The sequence below is a fragment of the Niveibacterium sp. 24ML genome (assembly GCF_026586805.1).
Taxonomy (GTDB): domain Bacteria; phylum Pseudomonadota; class Gammaproteobacteria; order Burkholderiales; family Rhodocyclaceae; genus Niveibacterium.
The window spans coordinates 39,266-57,098 of record NZ_JAPFHA010000003.1; the positions used below are offsets into that span (position 1 = coordinate 39,266).

15 protein-coding genes are annotated in these 17,833 nt (G+C 62.2%); 3 read left to right on the forward strand and 12 right to left on the reverse strand.

Annotated features, from left to right (window positions below):
- Positions 1 to 12: 12 nt before the first annotated feature.
- The gene (locus OPU71_RS03315; protein ID WP_267724938.1) at positions 13 to 1,212 is read right to left on the reverse strand and encodes a L,D-transpeptidase family protein; all 1,200 of its coding nucleotides are present in this window, start codon (positions 1,210 to 1,212) and stop codon (positions 13 to 15) included.
- Positions 1,212 to 2,315: a tetratricopeptide repeat protein gene (locus OPU71_RS03320; protein WP_267724939.1), complete on the reverse strand. Its 1,104-nt coding sequence runs from the start codon at positions 2,313 to 2,315 to the stop codon at positions 1,212 to 1,214. The genes OPU71_RS03315 and OPU71_RS03320 overlap by 1 nt, the downstream gene beginning before the upstream one ends.
- Before the next feature lie 125 nt (positions 2,316 to 2,440).
- Here OPU71_RS03320 and cysS point away from each other — a divergent pair, with 125 nt between their 5' ends.
- Entirely contained in the window at positions 2,441 to 3,820 is a 1,380-nt protein-coding gene (gene cysS, locus OPU71_RS03325) for a cysteine--tRNA ligase (RefSeq protein WP_267724940.1), read from the forward strand.
- 62 nt (positions 3,821 to 3,882) lie between these two features.
- Here the strand turns inward: cysS and OPU71_RS03330 are convergent, their stop codons facing one another.
- The 6 genes from OPU71_RS03330 to grpE all read right to left on the reverse strand — a co-directional run bounded on the left by OPU71_RS03330 (position 3,883) and on the right by grpE (position 11,848).
- Positions 3,883 to 4,998 carry a beta-ketoacyl-ACP synthase III gene (locus OPU71_RS03330; protein ID WP_267724942.1) on the reverse strand — a complete coding sequence of 372 codons (1,116 nt, stop codon included), beginning with the start codon at positions 4,996 to 4,998 and terminating at the stop codon, positions 3,883 to 3,885.
- A gap of 150 nt (positions 4,999 to 5,148) precedes the next feature.
- Positions 5,149 to 6,273: an ABC transporter substrate-binding protein gene (locus OPU71_RS03335; protein ID WP_267724943.1), complete on the reverse strand. Its 1,125-nt coding sequence runs from the start codon at positions 6,271 to 6,273 to the stop codon at positions 5,149 to 5,151.
- Positions 6,274 to 6,297: 24 nt separating this feature from the next.
- Entirely contained in the window at positions 6,298 to 7,560 is a 1,263-nt protein-coding gene (locus OPU71_RS03340; protein ID WP_267724944.1) for an ABC transporter substrate-binding protein, read from the reverse strand.
- A gap of 437 nt (positions 7,561 to 7,997) precedes the next feature.
- A complete protein-coding gene (gene dnaJ, locus OPU71_RS03345) occupies positions 7,998 to 9,143 on the reverse strand; it encodes a molecular chaperone DnaJ (RefSeq protein ID WP_267724945.1) in 1,146 nt (381 codons plus the stop codon).
- 78 nt (positions 9,144 to 9,221) lie between these two features.
- Positions 9,222 to 11,144, reverse strand: coding sequence for a molecular chaperone DnaK (dnaK, locus tag OPU71_RS03350; RefSeq protein WP_267724947.1), 1,923 nt, complete (start codon positions 11,142 to 11,144; stop codon positions 9,222 to 9,224).
- 131 nt (positions 11,145 to 11,275) lie between these two features.
- Entirely contained in the window at positions 11,276 to 11,848 is a 573-nt protein-coding gene (gene grpE / locus OPU71_RS03355) for a nucleotide exchange factor GrpE (RefSeq protein WP_267725359.1), read from the reverse strand.
- Between the two features lie 119 nt (positions 11,849 to 11,967).
- Between grpE and OPU71_RS03360 the strand changes: the two genes are divergently transcribed.
- Complete coding sequence (locus OPU71_RS03360; RefSeq protein WP_267724948.1) at positions 11,968 to 13,329, forward strand: protein kinase domain-containing protein; 1,362 nt, start codon at positions 11,968 to 11,970, stop codon at positions 13,327 to 13,329.
- 3 nt (positions 13,330 to 13,332) lie between these two features.
- On the opposite strand, the gene OPU71_RS03365 is transcribed toward OPU71_RS03360, so the two are convergent.
- A complete protein-coding gene (locus tag OPU71_RS03365) occupies positions 13,333 to 14,472 on the reverse strand; it encodes a hypothetical protein (protein ID WP_267724949.1) in 1,140 nt (379 codons plus the stop codon).
- A gap of 213 nt (positions 14,473 to 14,685) precedes the next feature.
- Here OPU71_RS03365 and OPU71_RS03370 point away from each other — a divergent pair, with 213 nt between their 5' ends.
- Positions 14,686 to 15,213 carry an AP2 domain-containing protein gene (locus tag OPU71_RS03370; RefSeq protein ID WP_267724951.1) on the forward strand — a complete coding sequence of 176 codons (528 nt, stop codon included), beginning with the start codon at positions 14,686 to 14,688 and terminating at the stop codon, positions 15,211 to 15,213.
- 48 nt (positions 15,214 to 15,261) lie between these two features.
- Here the strand turns inward: OPU71_RS03370 and OPU71_RS03375 are convergent, their stop codons facing one another.
- Genes OPU71_RS03375 through hrcA form a run of 3 tightly spaced genes read right to left on the reverse strand, consistent with a single transcriptional unit; the run spans position 15,262 to position 17,770 of the window.
- On the reverse strand, positions 15,262 to 15,609 hold the full coding sequence (locus OPU71_RS03375) for a phage holin family protein (protein ID WP_267724952.1): 348 nt from the start codon (positions 15,607 to 15,609) through the stop codon (positions 15,262 to 15,264).
- Positions 15,609 to 16,706: a ferrochelatase gene (gene hemH / locus OPU71_RS03380; protein ID WP_267724953.1), complete on the reverse strand. Its 1,098-nt coding sequence runs from the start codon at positions 16,704 to 16,706 to the stop codon at positions 15,609 to 15,611. The genes OPU71_RS03375 and hemH overlap by 1 nt, the downstream gene beginning before the upstream one ends.
- 11 nt (positions 16,707 to 16,717) lie before the next feature.
- Positions 16,718 to 17,770 (reverse strand): heat-inducible transcriptional repressor HrcA, encoded by a 1,053-nt coding sequence (gene hrcA, locus OPU71_RS03385; RefSeq protein ID WP_267724954.1) that lies wholly within the window; start codon positions 17,768 to 17,770, stop codon positions 16,718 to 16,720.
- Positions 17,771 to 17,833: the final 63 nt, after the last annotated feature.

Below are 17,833 nucleotides of genomic sequence, written 5' to 3' on the forward strand. Positions count from 1 at the left end.
GCTTGATCATTGTCATGCCTGTCCTTCGTAGAGAATCTTCCACTTTCCGCCTTCCTTGATCCAATACTGCCGCTTGCCGTCGCGCTGCTTGAGATTGTTGCTGCGGTAGTCCTGGTCGAAGGTGACGACCACCATTTCTTCCTGGCCCGGGTCGCGGAACATGCTGATGTTGTCCAGGCGCACCTGAACCCAGGTCTTGCCCTTGGCAATCGCGCGTTTGCGGGCACCCCACTGGGTCCGCGTTGCGCTGTCACTGGTGAACTTCTCGGCGTAGTGCTGCAGGTAGCGCTCGGTGTCGCCACTCTCCCAATCGCGGCGCCAGGCTTCGATCTGGCCTTGCAGCGCAGAGCGTTCCTGCTGCCAGTCGTCGAGGCTCAGCCATTCCACCTCGTCGCTGATGATCACCGGCGTCAGGCCAAGCTGCAGGCGCGAAGCGAGCGCCTGTAGATCGGCGTTCGCAAGGACGACGCAGCCGTCGGATGCCTTGGGTGGGCGTGACATCGTGTCACGCGGCACGCCATGCAGCCAGATGCCGTGGCCGGCACGGCCGAGCAGGCGGTCATATTCGTTCGGGTAATTGATCGGGAAGGCGCCGGAGCCGTAGAAGTCGGTCAGCTTCTTCTTCGGCACCTCGGACACCACGTGATACACCCCAAGCGGCGTCCGCTTGTCGCCTTCGCGCGATTTCTTGGCGCCTTCCTTGCCATGTGTGATGTAGTAATCGGCAACGAAGCGTGGCCGACCACGTTCATTGGCATAGAGGTAGAGCCGCGATTTCTTGGTGTCGACGACGATTGCGTACTTCTGATCCGGCCGCATCTGCAGCAGGTAGCGTGGCACCTGATTTTTGGTTGGGCGGGCGTGATAGGCCTGAAGCCGCGCAATGGCTTCGTCGCGCAACTCGGCCACCTTCTCCGGCGGCGCGGTCGGCGCATTGCCAAAGCCGGTGAGCGGCCGGCTGCGTGCCAGCAAGAGATCGCCGCGAATCAGATGAGCCAGGCGGAAATTCGGATACACCGCCAGCAATGCGTCGACGCGCTCAAGCGCGCTGTCCAGCCGCCTTGCCTCGATGTCCTTGAACACTTTTGATAGAGAAGCTTCGGGGCCGCCATCGGAAATCGGCCCTTTGGGTGACTGTGCTGATGCGCTTGTGCCAAGCACTGCACCAAGAATCAGCGCGGCGCAGGCCCCGATTCGGAACAACTGCTTCATCAACCGCCAACCCGTTCCTGCTGGATCAGCCAACGACCGTCACGTTTGACCAGAACAAGCGTCTTGGTGGTGGCGGACTTCAGATTGGCCGAGGTGTAGGACTGACGGAAACGAACCTTTGCTTCGTCGCCGCTCACCCGCACGTTCAGATCGTCAACCTCGACGCGGATCGGGCCGGGTTTTGCGATGCGCAGCTGGCGGTCGCTCTCCCAGGTCTTGCGTGGCACGCCGCCCGGAGTCTCGAAGTCACGAGCGTAGTAGTTGAGGTAGGCCTTTACGTCCTTGCGTGACCAGGCGGCCGCCCAGTTTTCGACAAGCTTGCGTGCTTCCGCTTGTGCCTTGTCGTCAGGTTTGGGTTCCGCTTTCTTTTCGGGTACGGGAGCCGCCTTTTCGGCCGCGGGTTTGGCCGGCAGTTTTTCTGGCTCGGCCTTGGCGACGACGGGCGTTGCAGGCGCCGGTTTGGCGGCTGCGGGTGTTTCCGGGGTCTTGGCAGGTGCTTTGGCGGCCGCAGCCGGTGCGGCGGCCGGCGCTGCCGCCACCAACACCGGCTTGCTCGGCGGTGCCGTGCGCGGCACGCGGCTGTTGCTGCCCATCAGATCACGGATGACCGCCAGTTTGGTTTGTGCCTGCGTATTCGCTGAATCGAGTTGTAGCGCCTTGTCGTAAGCCTGGCTGGCAAGTTTTGCGTAGACGTCGCCAAGGTTCTCGTGCGCGGTCGCATAAGCCGGATGGGTCCGAATGGCCATCTCAAGCGCCGCCTTTGCCTTCTCGTACTGACGCTGCGATGCGTAGATCACTGCGAGGTTGTTGTACGGCTCGGGCAGTTCGGGGTAGTCCTCGGAAAGTTTCTGGTAGAGCGCGATCGCATCGTTCTGGCGATTCATCTCGGTGAGGATGATTCCCTTCGTGAAGCGTGCGGGGGCGTCTTTCGGTTTTACCGCCAGGATCTGATCGACTTTTTCCAGTGCCGCAGGCAGCTGCCCTTGCTTCATGCTTGCTTGCACTTCGGCGAGCGTGGGCTCGGCGGCTGCAGGCAGTGCGCTCGCGACCAGCAGGGCGGCCAGCAGGGCGTTAAGAGACAGGCGGAAAGGGCGAAAAGTCATTGTGCTAACATCCGGCGAGCAAGGCGCGACGCGCCCGTTCTAGCCCGCCATTCTACCAACAAGGCCCCTTGCGCGGGTGGAAGTGGCCGCCGTTTCCAGTCACGGCAACTCCTCGGATCAAACTGATGCTCACGATTTACAACTCGCTCACTCGCCAGAAGCAGCCATTCACCCCGATCGAACCCGGCAAGGTCCGCATGTATGTTTGCGGCATGACGGTGTACGACCTTTGCCATCTTGGGCATGCGCGCTGTTTTCTGGGTTTTGACGTGGTGCAGCGCTGGTTGCGGGCGTCGGGCTACGCGCTGACTTATGTGCGCAACATCACTGACATCGACGACAAGATCATCCGGCGTGCGCAGGAGAACGGCGAACCCATCGCGGCATTGACCGAGCGCATGGTCGCTGAGATGAACGCCGATTTTGCGGCACTCGGGATCGAGCAGCCGGACCTGGAGCCGCGCGCGACGGACTATGTGCCGCAGATGCTCGAAATCATTGAAACCCTTGAATCCAATGGCCTGGCATACCAGGCGGATGATGGCGATGTGAATTTTGCGGTGCGCAAGTTCCCGGGGTACGGCAAGCTCTCTGGCAAGTCGCTGGACGATTTGCGCGCCGGCGAGCGGGTCGCGGTGGATTCGTCCAAGCGCGATCCGCTCGATTTCGTGCTGTGGAAGGCCGCGAAGGAAACCGAGCCGGCCGATACCAAGTGGTCGTCGCGCTGGGGCAAGGGCCGGCCGGGATGGCACATTGAGTGCTCGGCCATGAGCAGCGCGATTCTTGGCAAAACGCTGGACATCCACGGCGGCGGGCCGGATCTGCCGTTTCCGCACCATGAGAATGAAATCGCGCAAAGCGAAGGTGCCCACAATTGCACCTTGGCGAATGTGTGGATGCATGCCGGCGCCTTGCGGGTCGATAACGAAAAGATGTCCAAGTCCCTGGGCAACTTCTTCACGATTCGCGAAGCACTCAAGCAGTACGACGGCGAGGTGATCCGTTTCCTGGTCGTGCGGTCGCACTATCGCAGCCAGATCAACTATTCGCCTGATCTGCTGGCGGACGCCAAACATGCGCTGACCCGCCTCTACACGGCCTTGCGCGACGTGCCTGCCGAAGCGGTCGAGCTTGACTGGGCGAATCCGCATGCTGCGCGCTTCAAGGCGGCGATGGATGACGACTTCAACACCTCGGAAGCAGTTGCGGTGCTGTTTGAATTGGCTGGCGAGGCGCAGCGGAGCCGAGACGGCAAGGTTGCTGGTCTGCTCAAGGCGCTTGGTGCTGTGGTCGGTTTGCTGCAGCGCGATCCGGTAGCGTTCCTGCAGGCGGCGGTGACTGAGGATGGATTGAGCGCCGAGGCGATCGAGCAGCTGATCGTTGATCGTGCAGCCGCGAAGAAGGCGCGTAACTTTGCGGAGTCTGACCGAATTCGCGACCAGCTCAAGGATGCAGGCGTCGTGCTGGAAGACTCACCCCAAGGGACGACTTGGCGCCGTATTTGAATACTGCATTTCAACAAAAAACGGGGCGGCCTTGGCCGCCCTTTTTCGTATTCGCTTGCGATTTAGCGGCGTTGAACGATCACGCTGCCGATCGAGTAGCCCGCGCCAAACGAGCAGATGACACCCAGGTCGCCTTGCGCGAGATCGTCCTGGTGCAAGTGAAACGCGATGATCGAACCGGCCGATGCGGTGTTCGCGTATTGATCCAGCACCACCGGGGCTTCATCGAAGCTCGCGTCGCGGTCGAGTAGGCGCCGCGCGATCAACTGATTCATCGAGAGATTGGCCTGGTGAAGCCAGAAGCGCCGCACGGCCTGCGGAGTGTGGCCGTGCGCCTCAAGGTGGGTGCTGATATGCTCGGCCGCCATCGGGCAGACTTCCTTGAACACCTTGCGGCCTTCCTGGCGGAACAGCTTGTCACGGGCGTTCGGGTCGGTATCTTCGCAGCGGTTCAGGAAGCCGGCGTTGTTGCGGATATTGTTCGAGAAACTGGTTGCCAGCTTGGTGCCGCGGATCGTCCAGCCGCCGTCGCCCATGTCGGCGCGTTCGACCAGAATCGCCGTTGCGACATCGCCGAAGATGAAGTGGCAGTCTCGGTCGCGCCACTCCAGATGGGCCGAGCAGATTTCCGGATTCACGACCAGTACTGAGCGGGCGCTTCCGGAGCGCACGGCGTTCGCCGCCTGTTCGATACCGAAGGTGGCGGACGAGCACGCAACGTTCATGTCGAACGCAAAGCCCTGGATGCCCAGCGCATGCTGGATTTCGACCGCAATCGCAGGGTAGGGGCGTTGCATGTTCGATGCTGCGCAGATCACCGCGTCGATATCCGCGACATCGCGGCCGGCACGCGCAAGCGCATCCTGTGCGGCGGCGACGCCGATTTCCGCCTCCATCGACAGCGCATCGTCTGGCCGCGCGGTGAAGCGGGGATACATGCGCGCGGGGTCAAGCACGCCGGCCTTGTCGAGCACGAAGCGTTGCTTGATGCCGGAGGCTTTTTCGATGAATTCGGCGCTCGATTCGGTCAGCGCGGGGATTTCGCCGGCCGCGATTTGCGCAGTGTGTTCCGCGTTGTAGCGCGCGACATACGCGTTGAAGGATGCGACGAGCTCTTCGTTGGTGATGGATTGCGACGGCGTGAACAGCCCTGTCGCGCGGATGACGACGTCGATCATGAAGCTACCTTTACCAAAATGTTGCGGGAAGGTAGCACATCCGCTGCCGTATGGACGACCGGGTGTCGGCGCGGCCTGCCGGTAGGCGGCGTGCGGTGGCCTGGTTCAGGCTTGCGCCCCGCCGCTGGGCGGGGCGCAGTGCTGATCAGATCAGCGAATGACGCGGCCTTGGCGGTCGATCACCGCCATTTCGGCAAATTCCAGACTGCCGCGTCGTGTGCCGCCGAAATTGATGTTCAGGCCACCAAGATCGAACCGTTCCATGCTGGCCAGTGCGGCCGGTAGCTTGTTCTTGGCGCCGCCTGCACGCTTGAGGCCCTCGACCAATGAGCGGGTCGCAACGTAGGACTCCATCATGGCCTGGGTCGGCGTAACGTCGTTCTGCCCGAACTTGGCATAGGCTGAGCGGAACTCGCGCACCAGCGGAACCGATTCATTGGTGGTGTTGGGCGCTGCTTCCATCACGGCGACGCCATGGGGGGCCTTTTTCCCGATGATCAGCGCCAGGTGCGCGCCTTCAACGTAGGACAGGGTCGTGATCTGGGCCGTACCGCCCTGTGCGCGGTAGCGCTGGATGAAGGCTGCTGCGCCCGCGGTCTGCGACGCGAGCACGATGGCTTGCGGGGCCGCACTGATCATCTTGCTGACTGCTTGGTCAACCATGGCCGAACCGGCCAGATAGCTGACGCCGCTGACCTTCACGCCCAGTCCCTTGGCTTCACTGCTCGCCGCGGTGAATGCCTCGCGCCCGAAGCCATTGTCTTCGTACACCAGACCAATGTTCTGTATGCCGCTGGTTGCGTGATGCTTGAACACGCGCGCGACCTCGAACGAAAAGCTCGGGCGGGTCAGGAAAAGCTGTTTTGACCCACTGGCAAGGCTCGATGCGCCGACGCGCGGGCCAACCAGCGGCAAGCCGGTGTCTTCAAGCACGCGGCTGTCGAGCAATTGCTGCACGCTGTCTTCGCCGAGTACTCCAAGCAGCGCGACCGGACTGTGCTTTTCGATCAAGCCCCGCATCTGTTTTCCGATGTCGCCGGGTTCCTGGCCGGCGGTGACCAGGCGAAGTTTCTGGCTGTTGATGCCCCCGCGGGCATTGAGTTCAGCGACTGCAACGCTGGCGCCGACCTGCATGTGCCAGCCAACCCCACCGTAAGGGCCGGTGAGTGGGGCGAGCTGCAGCACGGTGATGTCGGCCTGTGCCAATGGCATGGTGCAGCTGATGAGCAGCGCAGCGAGTGCCTTGACCGGGTGCGTAAAAATTTTCGATGTCATGTTCAGATCCTCGAATGCTCTGGATTAGCGCTGCGGCGCGTTGGCGGAGACCGCTTGGACAAGGCGCGTCTGTGCTTCGCGCGAATTCATCGCTGGATCGTTGAAAAAGCTTGATACCACCGCCTGCATGGCAGACTGAACCGCTTCGGGGGCCGCCATGCGGTGCGCAATCGAGGGCACTAGACCACCGCTCTGCGCGGTGGCGCGGAAGGCTTCGGCCGAGCGCTTTGCGCAGTCGTCAAAACGATCCATCCGCGCGTTGGTGCGTGCAGGGATCGAACCTTTGGCAAGGTTGAAGTTCTCTTGGAACTCGGCGCCCATCAGGGCGTTGGCCAGATCGGCCTGGGCCTTGCGGGCATCGTCTTGCCGTTGGCGGAAGAAGGCGAAACTATCAATGTTGTAGGTGTAAGCCTTGTCGGAGCCCGGGGCTGCGAGGCACAGGTAGTCGCGACCCGGTTGCTTGCCGGCGCGTGCAAATTCGCCTTTGGCCCAGTCGCCCATGAACTGCACCGCGGCCTTGCCGTTGATGACCAGCGCCGTCGCCGCGCTCCATTCACGGTTGTTGGCGCCGGCGTCGATCAGCTTGCGCAGTGACTTGAAGGTGTCGAGCACCTTGGTCATCGTGGCGCTTTGTAGTGTGGCCGGATCAAGGGTGACAAAGGCCTTCCTGTAGAAGTCGGCGCCACCAACGCCCAAGGCCACCGATTCAAACAGGGTGAAGTCCTGCCAAGGCTGGCCGCCATGAGCGATCGGGATGAAGCCGGCCTTGCGGATGTTCTCGGCCGACGCGATCAATGCGTCCCAGCTTGCCGGCGGCTCCACCCCGGCCTTCTTGAGGACTTCGGGGTTGATCCACATCCAGTTCACCCGATGGACGTTCACCGGGGCTGCGACATAGCGCCCCTCGTATTTCATCGCGTTCGCGACCACCGTAGGCAGGGTTGCATCCCAGTTGCCGGCTTTGGCGATGTCACCGATGTCGGCGAGCAGGCCGTCTTCGGCCCAATCGCGGATCTCCGGGCCTTTGATCTGGGCTGCCATCGGCGGGTAGCCAGACACGACGCGGGTCTTGAGCAGCAGCATTGCGTTGTCGCCACCGCCGCCAGTGACAGAAAAGTCGCGCCAGCGATGGCCGTTCGCTTCGAGCTTCTTGGTCAGTTCTGCGAGGGCCTTTGCTTCGCCGCCCGAGGTCCACCAATGCAGCACTTCGACATCCGCTGCATGGGTGTGGCCGCAGAGCGCAGCAAGGGCCGCAGCGAGCAGGCTCTGCTTGAGTTTCTTGATCATTTGTTTGCTTCCGTTCAGTTCGTCGCAGCGGTGCGCACGACGAGTGTCATCCCCGCCGCTTGTTTGTTGCGGCGGAGTGCCAATGTTTTGATTGGTGCTGAAAACGGGCGCGTGAATCGCGCCGGTGCCGTTCGCGCTAGGGCGTTGCGCGGACCGGGGCGGGCGGATGGTGACGGGGGTGCAGGCGGGCTGCGGGTAAGGCAGGCGCGTGAGTGCGTTGTGCGCTCGACATAATGGTCTCCTTTGTGTGTGTTGCTCTTCGCCGGTCGCTTGTGGGCCGCGCCGTGCGTATTGTTGTGTCAGGGATAACCCGAACGGGGTTAACCCTATTCCTTCCCCGCAGGCTTGGCAATACCGCCGAGAGGTCGCGCGCAGGCAAGCGTTGACGAAAAAGGGGCTCCCGAAGGAGCCCCTTTCTGTGCGGCGTCTGGACGCGATCAGTCGCTGAAGAACTCGCGGACCTTGTCCATCCAGCCCTTGGCGCGCGGTGTCTGTTTGGCGGTGTCGCGCTGGGTGATTTCCTCGAACTCGCGCAGCAGTTCGCGCTGGCGTTCGTTCAGGTTCACCGGCGTTTCCACGACCACATGACAGAGCAGGTCGCCCGGGTGGCCCGAGCGCACATTGCGGATGCCCTTGCCGCGCAGGCGGAAGACCTTGCCGCTTTGCGTTTCCGCCGGGATCTTCAGGTTCGCAGCGCCGTCGAGCGTCGGGATCGCGATTTCGCCACCCAGTGCCGCTGTTGCAAAGCCGATCGGCATTTCGCAATGCAGATCGTCGTGATCGCGCTGGAAGACCTGGTGCTCGCGCACATGGATCTCGACGTACAGGTCGCCCGGAGGGCCCCCGTTGACGCCCGGTTCGCCGTAGCCGGCGTGGCGCAGTCGCATGCCGTTGTCGATGCCGGCGGGGATCTTCACTTCCAGCGTCTTTTGCTTCTTCACCCGGCCTGCGCCATGGCAACTGGTGCAGGGGTCCGGCACGATGCGACCGGAGCCGTGGCACTTGGGGCAGGTTTGCTGGATCGAGAAGAAGCCCTGCTGCATCCGCACTTGCCCGTTGCCGCCGCAAGTGGGGCAGGTCTTGGGTTGCGTGCCGGGTTTCGCGCCCGAGCCCTTGCAGACTTCGCATTCTTCCATCAAGGGGATGCGGATCGTCTTTTCTGCGCCACGTGCGGCTTCCTCGAGTGAGATCTCGAGGTTGTAGCGCAGATCGGCGCCGCGATAGACGTTCGAGCGGCCGCCACCACCGCCGCCACGTCCGCCGCCAAAGATCTCATCGAAGATGCCGCCAAAGGCATCCGAGAAGCCTTCAAACCCTGCGCCGCCGCCAAAGCCGCCCGGGCCTCCGGCGGCCGACGGATCGACGCCAGCGTGGCCGTACCGGTCGTAGGCCGCGCGCTTGTTGCCGTCGGAGAGCACTTCGTAGGCCTCTTTGGCCTCCTTGAATTTCTCTTCCGCACCCTTGTCGTCGGGGTTACGGTCCGGGTGGAACTTCATCGCAAGCTTGCGGTAGGACTTTTTGATGTCCTCGTCGCTGGCGTCGCGATTGACCCCCAGTACGTCGTAGTAATCCTTTTTAGCCATCTATTCGTATCCTCTAACGCAAAGGCGCAAAGGGCGCGTTGCGACCCTTTGCGCCTCCCCGCCTTGCGTTGGTGTGGCTTACTTCTTGTCCTTGACCTCGGTGAACTCGGCGTCGACCACATTGTCGTCAGCCGGCTTCGCGCTGGGGCCTGCACCGGCGCCAGGGGCTTCGCCCTCGGCCGTTTGCGAGTACATCTTCTCACCCAGGGTCTGGCTGGCGAGTGCAAGCGCCTGTGCCTTGGCTTCGATGTCTTCCTTGTCGGTGCCCTTGATCGCTTCTTCGGCTTCCTTGATCGCGGTTTCGATCTTGGCCTTTTCGTCGGCCGAGACCTTGTCGCCGTGCTCCTGGATCGCCTTCTTGGCGGTGTGGATCAGCGCATCGCACTGGTTGCGTGCGTCGATCAGCTCACGTGCCTTGCGGTCGTCTTCAGCGTGGGCTTCGGCATCGTTCACCATCTTCTGGATCTCGTCATCCGACAGGCCCGAGTTCGCCTTGATGGTGATCTTGGCTTCCTTGTTCGTTGCCTTGTCCTTGGCCGAGACATGCAGGATGCCGTTGGCGTCGATATCGAAGGTCACTTCAATCTGCGGCATGCCGCGCGGCGCCGGCGGAATGTCGGACAGGTTGAACTGGCCGAGGCTCTTGTTGGCGCTGGCGAGTTCGCGCTCACCCTGCAGCACGTGGATCGTCACCGCGGTCTGGTTGTCGTCGGCGGTCGAGAACACTTGCTGCGCCTTGGTCGGGATCGTGGTGTTGCGCTTGATCAGCGGGGTCAGCACGCCGCCGAGGGTTTCGATACCCAGCGTGAGCGGGCAGACGTCGAGCAGCAGCACGTCCTTGACTTCGCCTTGCAGCACGCCACCCTGGATCGCGGCACCGACGGCCACGGCTTCATCCGGATTCACGTCACGGCGGGCGTCCTTGCCGAAGAACTCGCGCACCTTTTCCTGCACCTTCGGCATGCGGGTCTGGCCGCCGACGAGGATCACGTCGTCGATGTCGGTGACTTTCAGGCCGGCATCCTTGAGCGCCTTGCGGCAGGGCTCGATGGTGGCTTCAACCAGCTCTTCGACCAGCGATTCGAACTTGGCGCGGGTAATCTTCATCGCGAGGTGGCACGGCGCGCCGTTGGCCATCGTGATGTAGGGCTCGTTGATTTCGGTCTGCTGGCTCGACGACAGCTCGATCTTGGCGCGCTCGGCGGCAGCCTTGATGCGCTGCAGTGCGATTGCGTCCTTCGACAGATCGATGCCGTTCTGCTTTTTGAACTCTTCGACGATGTAGTCGATGACGCGCTGGTCGAAGTCCTCGCCGCCGAGGAAGGTGTCGCCGTTGGTGGCGAGCACTTCGAACTGCATGTCGCCATCGACGTCGGCGATTTCGATCACCGAGATGTCGAAGGTGCCGCCGCCCAGGTCATACACGGCGATCTTCTTGTCCTTGCCGGCGCCTTTGTCCATCCCGAAAGCCAGCGCGGCCGCGGTGGGCTCGTTGATGATGCGCTTGACTTCAAGGCCCGCGATGCGGCCAGCGTCCTTGGTGGCCTGGCGCTGGCTGTCGTTGAAGTAGGCCGGCACGGTGATGACCGCTTCGGTCACTTCTTCGCCAAGGTAGTCCTCGGCGGTCTTCTTCATCTTGCGCAGCACTTCGGCAGAAATCTGCGGCGGGGCCATCTTCTTGCCACGCACTTCCACCCAGGCGTCGCCGTTGTCGGCCTTGGTGATGGCGTAGGGCATCAGCGAGATGTCCTTCTGCACTTCCTTTTCCTCAAAGCGGCGGCCGATCAGGCGCTTGACCGCGTAGAGGGTGTTCTTGGCGTTGGTGACAGCCTGGCGCTTGGCCGGCGCGCCGCAGAGGATTTCGCCATCATCCATGTACGCGATGATCGACGGCGTCGTGCGCGCGCCTTCCGAGTTCTCGATGACCTTGGGGACGCCGCCTTCCATGATGGCGACGCAGCTGTTGGTGGTGCCCAGGTCGATACCGATGATCTTGCCCATGTTCAATCTGTCCTTTCCGAATTCTGTGGTGTGTCCAAACCTGTTACCGAAGTGGGGTCTTGTCGCGGTGTTTCAAGGGTCTGCCGCGCAGACCGCTCGAACCGGCGCCGCGACAAGGCAGGTCGGTCATCTCATTCCTTGGCTTTCGATACCGCGACCAGCGCGGGACGCAGCACTCGCCCGTCGATCATGTAGCCCTTCTGGAAGACCTGCACGACGGTGTTGGACGGCTGATCCGATTCGACCATGCTCATCGCCTGGTGCTGATGCGGATCGAACTTCGCGCCGGCCGGATCGATCTCGACCAGGTTGCCGCGCTCGAATGCGCGCGCCAGGTTGCGCAGCGTCAGCTCCACCCCTTCTCGGATCACTTCCAGCGTCGGGTTCTCGACCGCGAGGGTCTGTTCGAGGCTGTCGCGGACCGGGAGCAGTTCGGTTGCAAACTTCTCGATCGCGAACTTCGATGCCTTCTGGATGTCTTCAGCTGCGCGGCGACGGATGTTTTCGGTCTCGGCCTTCGCTCGCAGCCAGGCATCGTAGTGTTCTGCACCCTTGAGCTCAGCTTGGCGCAATTGCTCCTCAATGCTGGGCATTGTGTCAATGGCGGTGTTTTCGGGCGATTCTGCGCTGGCCGCATCGGGCGATGCTTCAGCGGCGGAGCTCAATTCAACCTCTGGCGGCTGACTGGAAGGGTTTTCCTGCATGACATTCAACTCCATGGTGGCAACTTCGTGGGCATCTGGGGCGCATTCTCAAAATTTCAAGCCCTGTTTGTGACTCGGTCGAGTGAGCGCTAACATGCGTCCTGTTGACTGGGGGGTCCATGGCTGCACAGCCCGATAAGATCGGTAAGTACCGCATCATCCGTGAAATCGGACGAGGCGCGACCGCGATCGTCTACCTTGCCGAGAATCCGTTCTATCCAGAGCCGGTCGCGCTCAAGCACATCAATTTCGATGACAAATCGAAAGACCGTGCGAAATGGAACCGGCGCCTGCTCAAGCTCTTGCGCGCCGAAGAGGCGGTTTCAAAGCGCTTGAACCACCCGAACATCATCCGGATCTTTGAAACGGTGATCGAGGCCAATCAGGCCTATGTGGTGATGGAGTATTTCGAGGGGTACTCGCTCGAGCGTTACTGCACCTTCGACAACCTGCTTCCGATCAATCGGGTGGTGAGCATCATCTTCAAGTGCTGCATGGCACTCGACTACGCCTACAAGAACGGCATCATCCATCGCGACATCAAACCGGCGAACATCCTGGTCGACGATCAGGACAACGTGAAGATCACCGACTTCGGCCTCGCGATGAACATCAAGAAACAAAGCGACGAGGATTCGACCTTCATCATGGGCGTCGGCTCGCCGGCCTACATGTCGCCGGAGCAGGTGAAGTCCTACCCGCTGAACCAGAAGACCGATCTGTACTCGCTCGGCGTCGTGCTGTTCCACCTGCTGACCGGGCGTTTGCCGTTCCGCGCCAAGAACCCCGCGCAGTTGGTGTATCGCATCATCAACGCCGATCCGCCTTCGGCCGTGTTGCTCAATCCAGCGGTGCCGGAAGGCATGGACCCGATCATTCGCAAGGCGCTGGAGAAGGATCTCTACTCCCGCTACAAGAACGGTGCCGAGATCGCCAAGGATCTCTCGGCAGTCCGCTACAAGCTCTATGACGAGAACGAGCACATCGAGGACAACTCCCACTGGGGGCAGTTGCGCCGTTTGCCGTTTTTCACCGAGTTCGACGATGTCGAGGTGTGGGAGGCCCTCCGCATCGGCAAGTGGCGCCAGAGCGGCGAGTTGACCACCTTGATCAAGGAAGGCAGCAGCGATTCGCGTTTCTGCGTGCTGGTCGAAGGGCGCGTCGAGGTGTCGATCGAGGGGCGCAAGGTGGGGGAGTACGGACCGGGCGAAGTGTTCGGCGAAAGTGCTTTTCTCGACCAACAGGATCGCAAGCAGTTTGCGACGATCGTGACGCTCACGCCGGTGAGCTATCTTGAGATCAACCCTGCAGCGCTTTCGCTGGCTTCGGAAGAGTGTCTGGAACACTTCCGCCAGCGCCTGTCGAGTGTTGCCATGCGCCGTCTGGCCGATGCCTTGCGCGCCATCTCCAAGGGCGCCGAAGCGGCAACCCGCGGCGGCGATTCGGCCGGCGCGGGGTTTGAGTTGTCGCTGGTCAGCTAGGCCCTACACGGCGACATCGATTTGCTGCAAAGCGCCGACCTCGCCGCTTTCCGTCAAGAACACCCCGCTTGATCGCACCGCCGCAGCGACGCTGCCCTCACTGGTTCTGAGCGTGAATGGGGTGTCTACCTTGCCCAGGTAGAGCGCGCCCACTCCTGCGTCGGCCAGTGACTGCAGGCTGCCCACGCCACCCGGGTCAGGCCGCCACAGGCGGAGCTGGGAAAAGGCGGCATCGGATTCGTCGATCCAGCCATTGCCGTCTTGATCCAGGCTTGCAAGCTCAGCGAAGCCATCATCGGTCTGGGGGCCGAAGAGTTCCTTGCCCGAGTCGATGCGACCGTTGCCATCGCCGTCAAGCGCCAGATAGGCCGCGCCGCGAAGCACCGGCAGACGTTCATCGGTACCGCCTTCAATCAGGTCGAAACGGATCGTCTCGCCAGTAGCCGATGGGGTCGCGCTGTCGAGATTGAGGATCAAGGGATCTTTCATGCGGGGGTCGCCTGCGCTAATCGATATGTTGGTCTCTTCGCGCTCGTAGTGTTCCATCGAGAGCATGAAATCGAATTTGAGTTCGCGCCCGTCCTCAAGGCGCACCCGGCCGCTGGCGGCGAAGTCGCTGCGCTCGTAGCGCTCGTTGATTTCCGTGTGGTCAATCTCGATGCCCCAGCCCACGCGCTGTTCCGGTGCGTTGTCCGGGGCGGCGGTGTCGCCGGGCGGGGGCGGCGCAGTTGTTTCGGCAGGTGCCTGCCCGGAAAGCGCCGAGCTGGAAAACACCTGCAGCGTGCGTCCGGTCATCGCCTCGACCAGATCCTTGAGCAGGCGCAGTTGTGTCGGCAGCACATCTTCGGCGATCGGTTTGCTCGCTTCAGGGGCCGATGCGGTCTGCTCCGCCGCAGCGGCGGCGGGCCGTTCTCGCCGCGCCGACATTTCGGGTGCCAAGCTCTGGCTGCGTGCCAGCAGGCTGCGCCCGGCGCTGGAAACTTCGATCCGGCTGCGCTCGACCATGTCAATCGCGAAGCCTGGCCGGGTTCCGCCCGGGCCCTGCCTTGGGTCGACCCAGGCGCTCGTCCGCGTTTCGGTCTCGCGCGATTGCCAAGCCTCGTGCCTGGCTGCCAAGGCCATGTCTGAAGTGCTGATTTTCATCGTCGTTCCTTTGCTCGGGTCCGGTTGGCCGGCCAGGCTGTATCGCCTGTGATGAACTACGACGATCAGGCCGTGTCACTTGAAGACCTGATGGGGGGACGACGCCTGTCGCGGACGAGTGGTCGGCCGTGATCAAAGCCTAAAGTTTTCTTTAGTTCGGCCGAAAACCCTCTCATCGCCGCCGCAGTAGAAGCAACCCAATGGAGGAATGTCGTGGCCCGAAGCAGCGTTTATGGGATTAGCCGGGTGGACAACGAGGTCAGCCGCACCCATGGCTGGCTGGTGACCATCCAGCGGCGGGGTGTGATTTATCGCAAGCACTTCAGTGATGGCGTACATGGCGGGAAGACGAAGTCCTTCAACGCCGCGAAAACCTATCGCGATGAGGTGATCGCCAAGCACCCGCCGTTTTCGATGCGCGAATACTCGAACATCGTCAAGAAGAACAATCGCTCTGGTGTCGTCGGAGTATGTCGTTACTGCGCCTCTGAGACGCGCGACATGCCTGAAGAGAAACAGCGTTGGTTCTGGGTGGCCTCATGGCCACTGCCGGATGGTCGCCGCAAGCGTGTGAAGTTCTCGGTCAAGAAGTATGGCGAGGACGGTGCATTCAAGATGGCGTTGAAGGCGCGCAAAGACGCGCTCAAGAAGCTGGAAGGCGAGTTCGACCCGGGGGCCGTGCGGCGCAAGCCGGCACGCCGCCGCGCCGCAAGCGCCGAAGGCGCCCGCCGCAGCGCGTAAGCAAGAAATCGGGGGCGCCTGAAGATTCAGGCGCCCCTTGTCTTTGCGCTATTTGCGGTCGCTCAGGGCCATGCTGACCAGTGTGCACAGCACGCTGTAGAGCAGGGCGCCCCAGAAAGCGGACCAGAACGTCGGCACCACGATGCCGCCGATCAGGCCTGATACGGCCCAGAACGCGAGCGCGTTGATCACCAGTGCAAACAGGCCCAGCGTCAGCACGCTGATCGGCAGCGTGATCAACAGCAGCAGGGGTTTGATCGAAGCGTTGACCAGGCCCAGCAGCAGCGCGAACAGCAGCGCAGCCTGCCAGCTCTGGACAGTGATGCTGCTGACCACTTCTGGCACGAGCATCAGTGCCACGGTGTTCAATGCCCAGATCGCAATTCGGTTCAGCATCAGTTTTTTGCTCCCATTGTTCTGGCGCGCTCGGCGCTCAGGCTCAGCGAGGTGTTGTCGGGTGCGGGGGTGGCAAGCCAGTCACCCGTCTGGCGCTGGATCAGGCTGCAGAGCGCGCGGATCCAGTCGTCCCGCTCGTTCAGGCAGGGGATATAGCCAAAGTCCTTGCCGCCGGCAGCAATGAAAGCTTGCTTGCATTCCATGGCGATTTCTTCAAGCGTCTCAAGGCAGTCCGAGACGAATCCCGGGCAGATGACATCGACCTTCTTGACGCCTGATTTGGCGAGCGCCACGAGCGTAGGCTCGGTGTAGGGCTGCAGCCACTCGGCACGGCCGAAGCGCGACTGAAAGGTGACGACGAAGTCCTCCGGCCGGAGTTTGAGGTCCTGCGCCAGCAGGCGCGCAGTCTTGTGGCATTCACAGTGGTACGGATCGCCTCGGTCAAGGCTGAAGCGCGGCACGCCGTGAAAGCTGATCACCAGTCGCTCTGCTGGGCCGTTGCGCTGCCAGTGCTCACGTACGCTGGTGGCCAGTGCGTGGATGTAGGCGCTGTCGTCGGCATAGGCGCGGACAAGGCGCAGCTCGGGCAGGTTCCGGCTGCTACGCATCCAGTCGGCCAGCGCGTCGGCGACCGAACCGCTGGTGCTGCTGGCGTACTGCGGATACAGCGGCAGTACGAGGATGCGGTTGCATCCGGCCGCTTTCATCGCATCCAGTTGCGTGGCCACCGAAGGGCTGCCGTAGCGCATCGCATACTGCACCTTCAGATCCCCGTGGCCCGCTTGCGCCAGATAGCCACGCACCAGCTTTGCCTGTCGCTGTGTGTGCAAGGCCAGGGGCGAGCCTTCCGGCGTCCAGACGCTGGCGTACTTGTGCGCCGATCTCTTAGGGCGCGTGTTCAGGATGATGCCGTTGAGAATCGGCCACCAGGCCAGGCGCGGGATCTCGACGACCCTGTCATCGGATAGAAACTGCTTCAGGTAGCGCCGAAGCGCACCGGGGGTGGGTTCATCGGGCGTGCCCAGATTGACGAGGAGCACGCCAATCCTGGGCGCAGTGCCGTGCCGGTACGCCGGTTCGCTGCGGAATCGAGACATTGGGCGGGGGATCAGCCTTGTGGTGGTGAAAGTGCGCTGGAAAGCAGCCGGGCGGTGATGTCGACGATGGGAATCACGCGTTCGTAGGCCATGCGGGTCGGGCCGATAACACCCAGCGAACCGACTACCTGACCGTCGACCTTGTAGGGCGCGGTAACCACGGCGCAATCGTCGAGCGATGCAATGCCCGATTCGCCGCCGATGAAGATCTGGACGCCCTGCGCATCGCGCGACACTTCAAGCAACTGAAGCAGCCCGCTCTTGTGTTCGAACAGGCGGAAAAGCTCGCGCAGGCGCCCCATGTTGGACGACAGGTCCTCAACCTCAAGCAGGTTGCGCTCGCCGCTCAGCACATACGAGGATTGCTCGGTTTCCGAGATGGCCTCTTTGCCTGCGGTGATGGCCTGCGCCATCAGGTCCGACATGTCTTCGCGCAGCTGCACGAGTTCTTCGCGGATCCGCTCGCGGATCTCATCAAAATCCAGCCCGGCAAAGTTGTGGTTGAGGAAATTCGTTGCGCGCGTCAGTTCGTCGTTGGTATAGGCGCGTTGCGTCAGCAGGATCCGGTTCTGCACGTCGCCCTTCTGGGTCACGATGATCAGCAGCACCCGGCGTTCAGACAGCCCGACGAACTCGATCTGCCGGATTCTTGCGGTTTCTTTCCGCGCGGTGACGACCACACCGGCAAAGCGTGTCAGCTCCGATAGCAGGTGCGACGCGGCGTTGATGACGCGTTGCGGCTGGTCTGGCTGCAACTGGCTTTCCAGCTCCAGCAACTGTGCCTGCTGCAAAGGCTGCACGGTCAGCAGGCTGTCAACAAACAAGCGGTAGCCCCGCGCCGTCGGAATCCGCCCGGCCGAGGTGTGCGGACTTGCGACCAGGCCGAACTCCTCCAGATCGGCCATCACATTGCGGATCGTAGCGGGGGACAGTTCAAGCCCCGACGACTTCGAGAGCGCGCGCGAGCCGACCGGCTGGCCATCGGCGATATAGCGTTCGACAAGCGTCTTCAGGAGGATCTGGGCACGCTGGTCGAGCGTTTGATTCACATTGCGTGATTCCATGTCGGCCATTCTAGGGAAAAAACGCGTGATCGCAACGCAGCAACGATTCCTCCGAATGCCTCT

What these genes read in the sequence shown, in the direction of transcription:
- OPU71_RS03320 (WP_267724939.1), bottom strand. Translation starts at nt 2,315, where the DNA reads ATGACTTTTCGCCCTTTCCGCCTGTCTCTTAACGCCCTGCTGGCCGCC.
- OPU71_RS03315 (WP_267724938.1), bottom strand. Translation starts at nt 1,212, where the DNA reads ATGAAGCAGTTGTTCCGAATCGGGGCCTGCGCCGCGCTGATTCTTGGT.
- hrcA (WP_267724954.1), bottom strand. Translation starts at nt 17,770, where the DNA reads ATGGAATCACGCAATGTGAATCAAACGCTCGACCAGCGTGCCCAGATC.
- grpE (WP_267725359.1), bottom strand. Translation starts at nt 11,848, where the DNA reads ATGCAGGAAAACCCTTCCAGTCAGCCGCCAGAGGTTGAATTGAGCTCC.
- OPU71_RS03340 (WP_267724944.1), bottom strand. Translation starts at nt 7,560, where the DNA reads ATGATCAAGAAACTCAAGCAGAGCCTGCTCGCTGCGGCCCTTGCTGCG.
- OPU71_RS03375 (WP_267724952.1), bottom strand. Translation starts at nt 15,609, where the DNA reads ATGCTGAACCGAATTGCGATCTGGGCATTGAACACCGTGGCACTGATG.
- OPU71_RS03335 (WP_267724943.1), bottom strand. Translation starts at nt 6,273, where the DNA reads ATGACATCGAAAATTTTTACGCACCCGGTCAAGGCACTCGCTGCGCTG.
- hemH (WP_267724953.1), bottom strand. Translation starts at nt 16,706, where the DNA reads ATGTCTCGATTCCGCAGCGAACCGGCGTACCGGCACGGCACTGCGCCC.
- dnaK (WP_267724947.1), bottom strand. Translation starts at nt 11,144, where the DNA reads ATGGGCAAGATCATCGGTATCGACCTGGGCACCACCAACAGCTGCGTC.
- dnaJ (WP_267724945.1), bottom strand. Translation starts at nt 9,143, where the DNA reads ATGGCTAAAAAGGATTACTACGACGTACTGGGGGTCAATCGCGACGCC.
- cysS (WP_267724940.1), top strand. Translation starts at nt 2,441, where the DNA reads ATGCTCACGATTTACAACTCGCTCACTCGCCAGAAGCAGCCATTCACC.
- OPU71_RS03365 (WP_267724949.1), bottom strand. Translation starts at nt 14,472, where the DNA reads ATGAAAATCAGCACTTCAGACATGGCCTTGGCAGCCAGGCACGAGGCT.
- OPU71_RS03360 (WP_267724948.1), top strand. Translation starts at nt 11,968, where the DNA reads ATGGCTGCACAGCCCGATAAGATCGGTAAGTACCGCATCATCCGTGAA.
- OPU71_RS03330 (WP_267724942.1), bottom strand. Translation starts at nt 4,998, where the DNA reads ATGATCGACGTCGTCATCCGCGCGACAGGGCTGTTCACGCCGTCGCAA.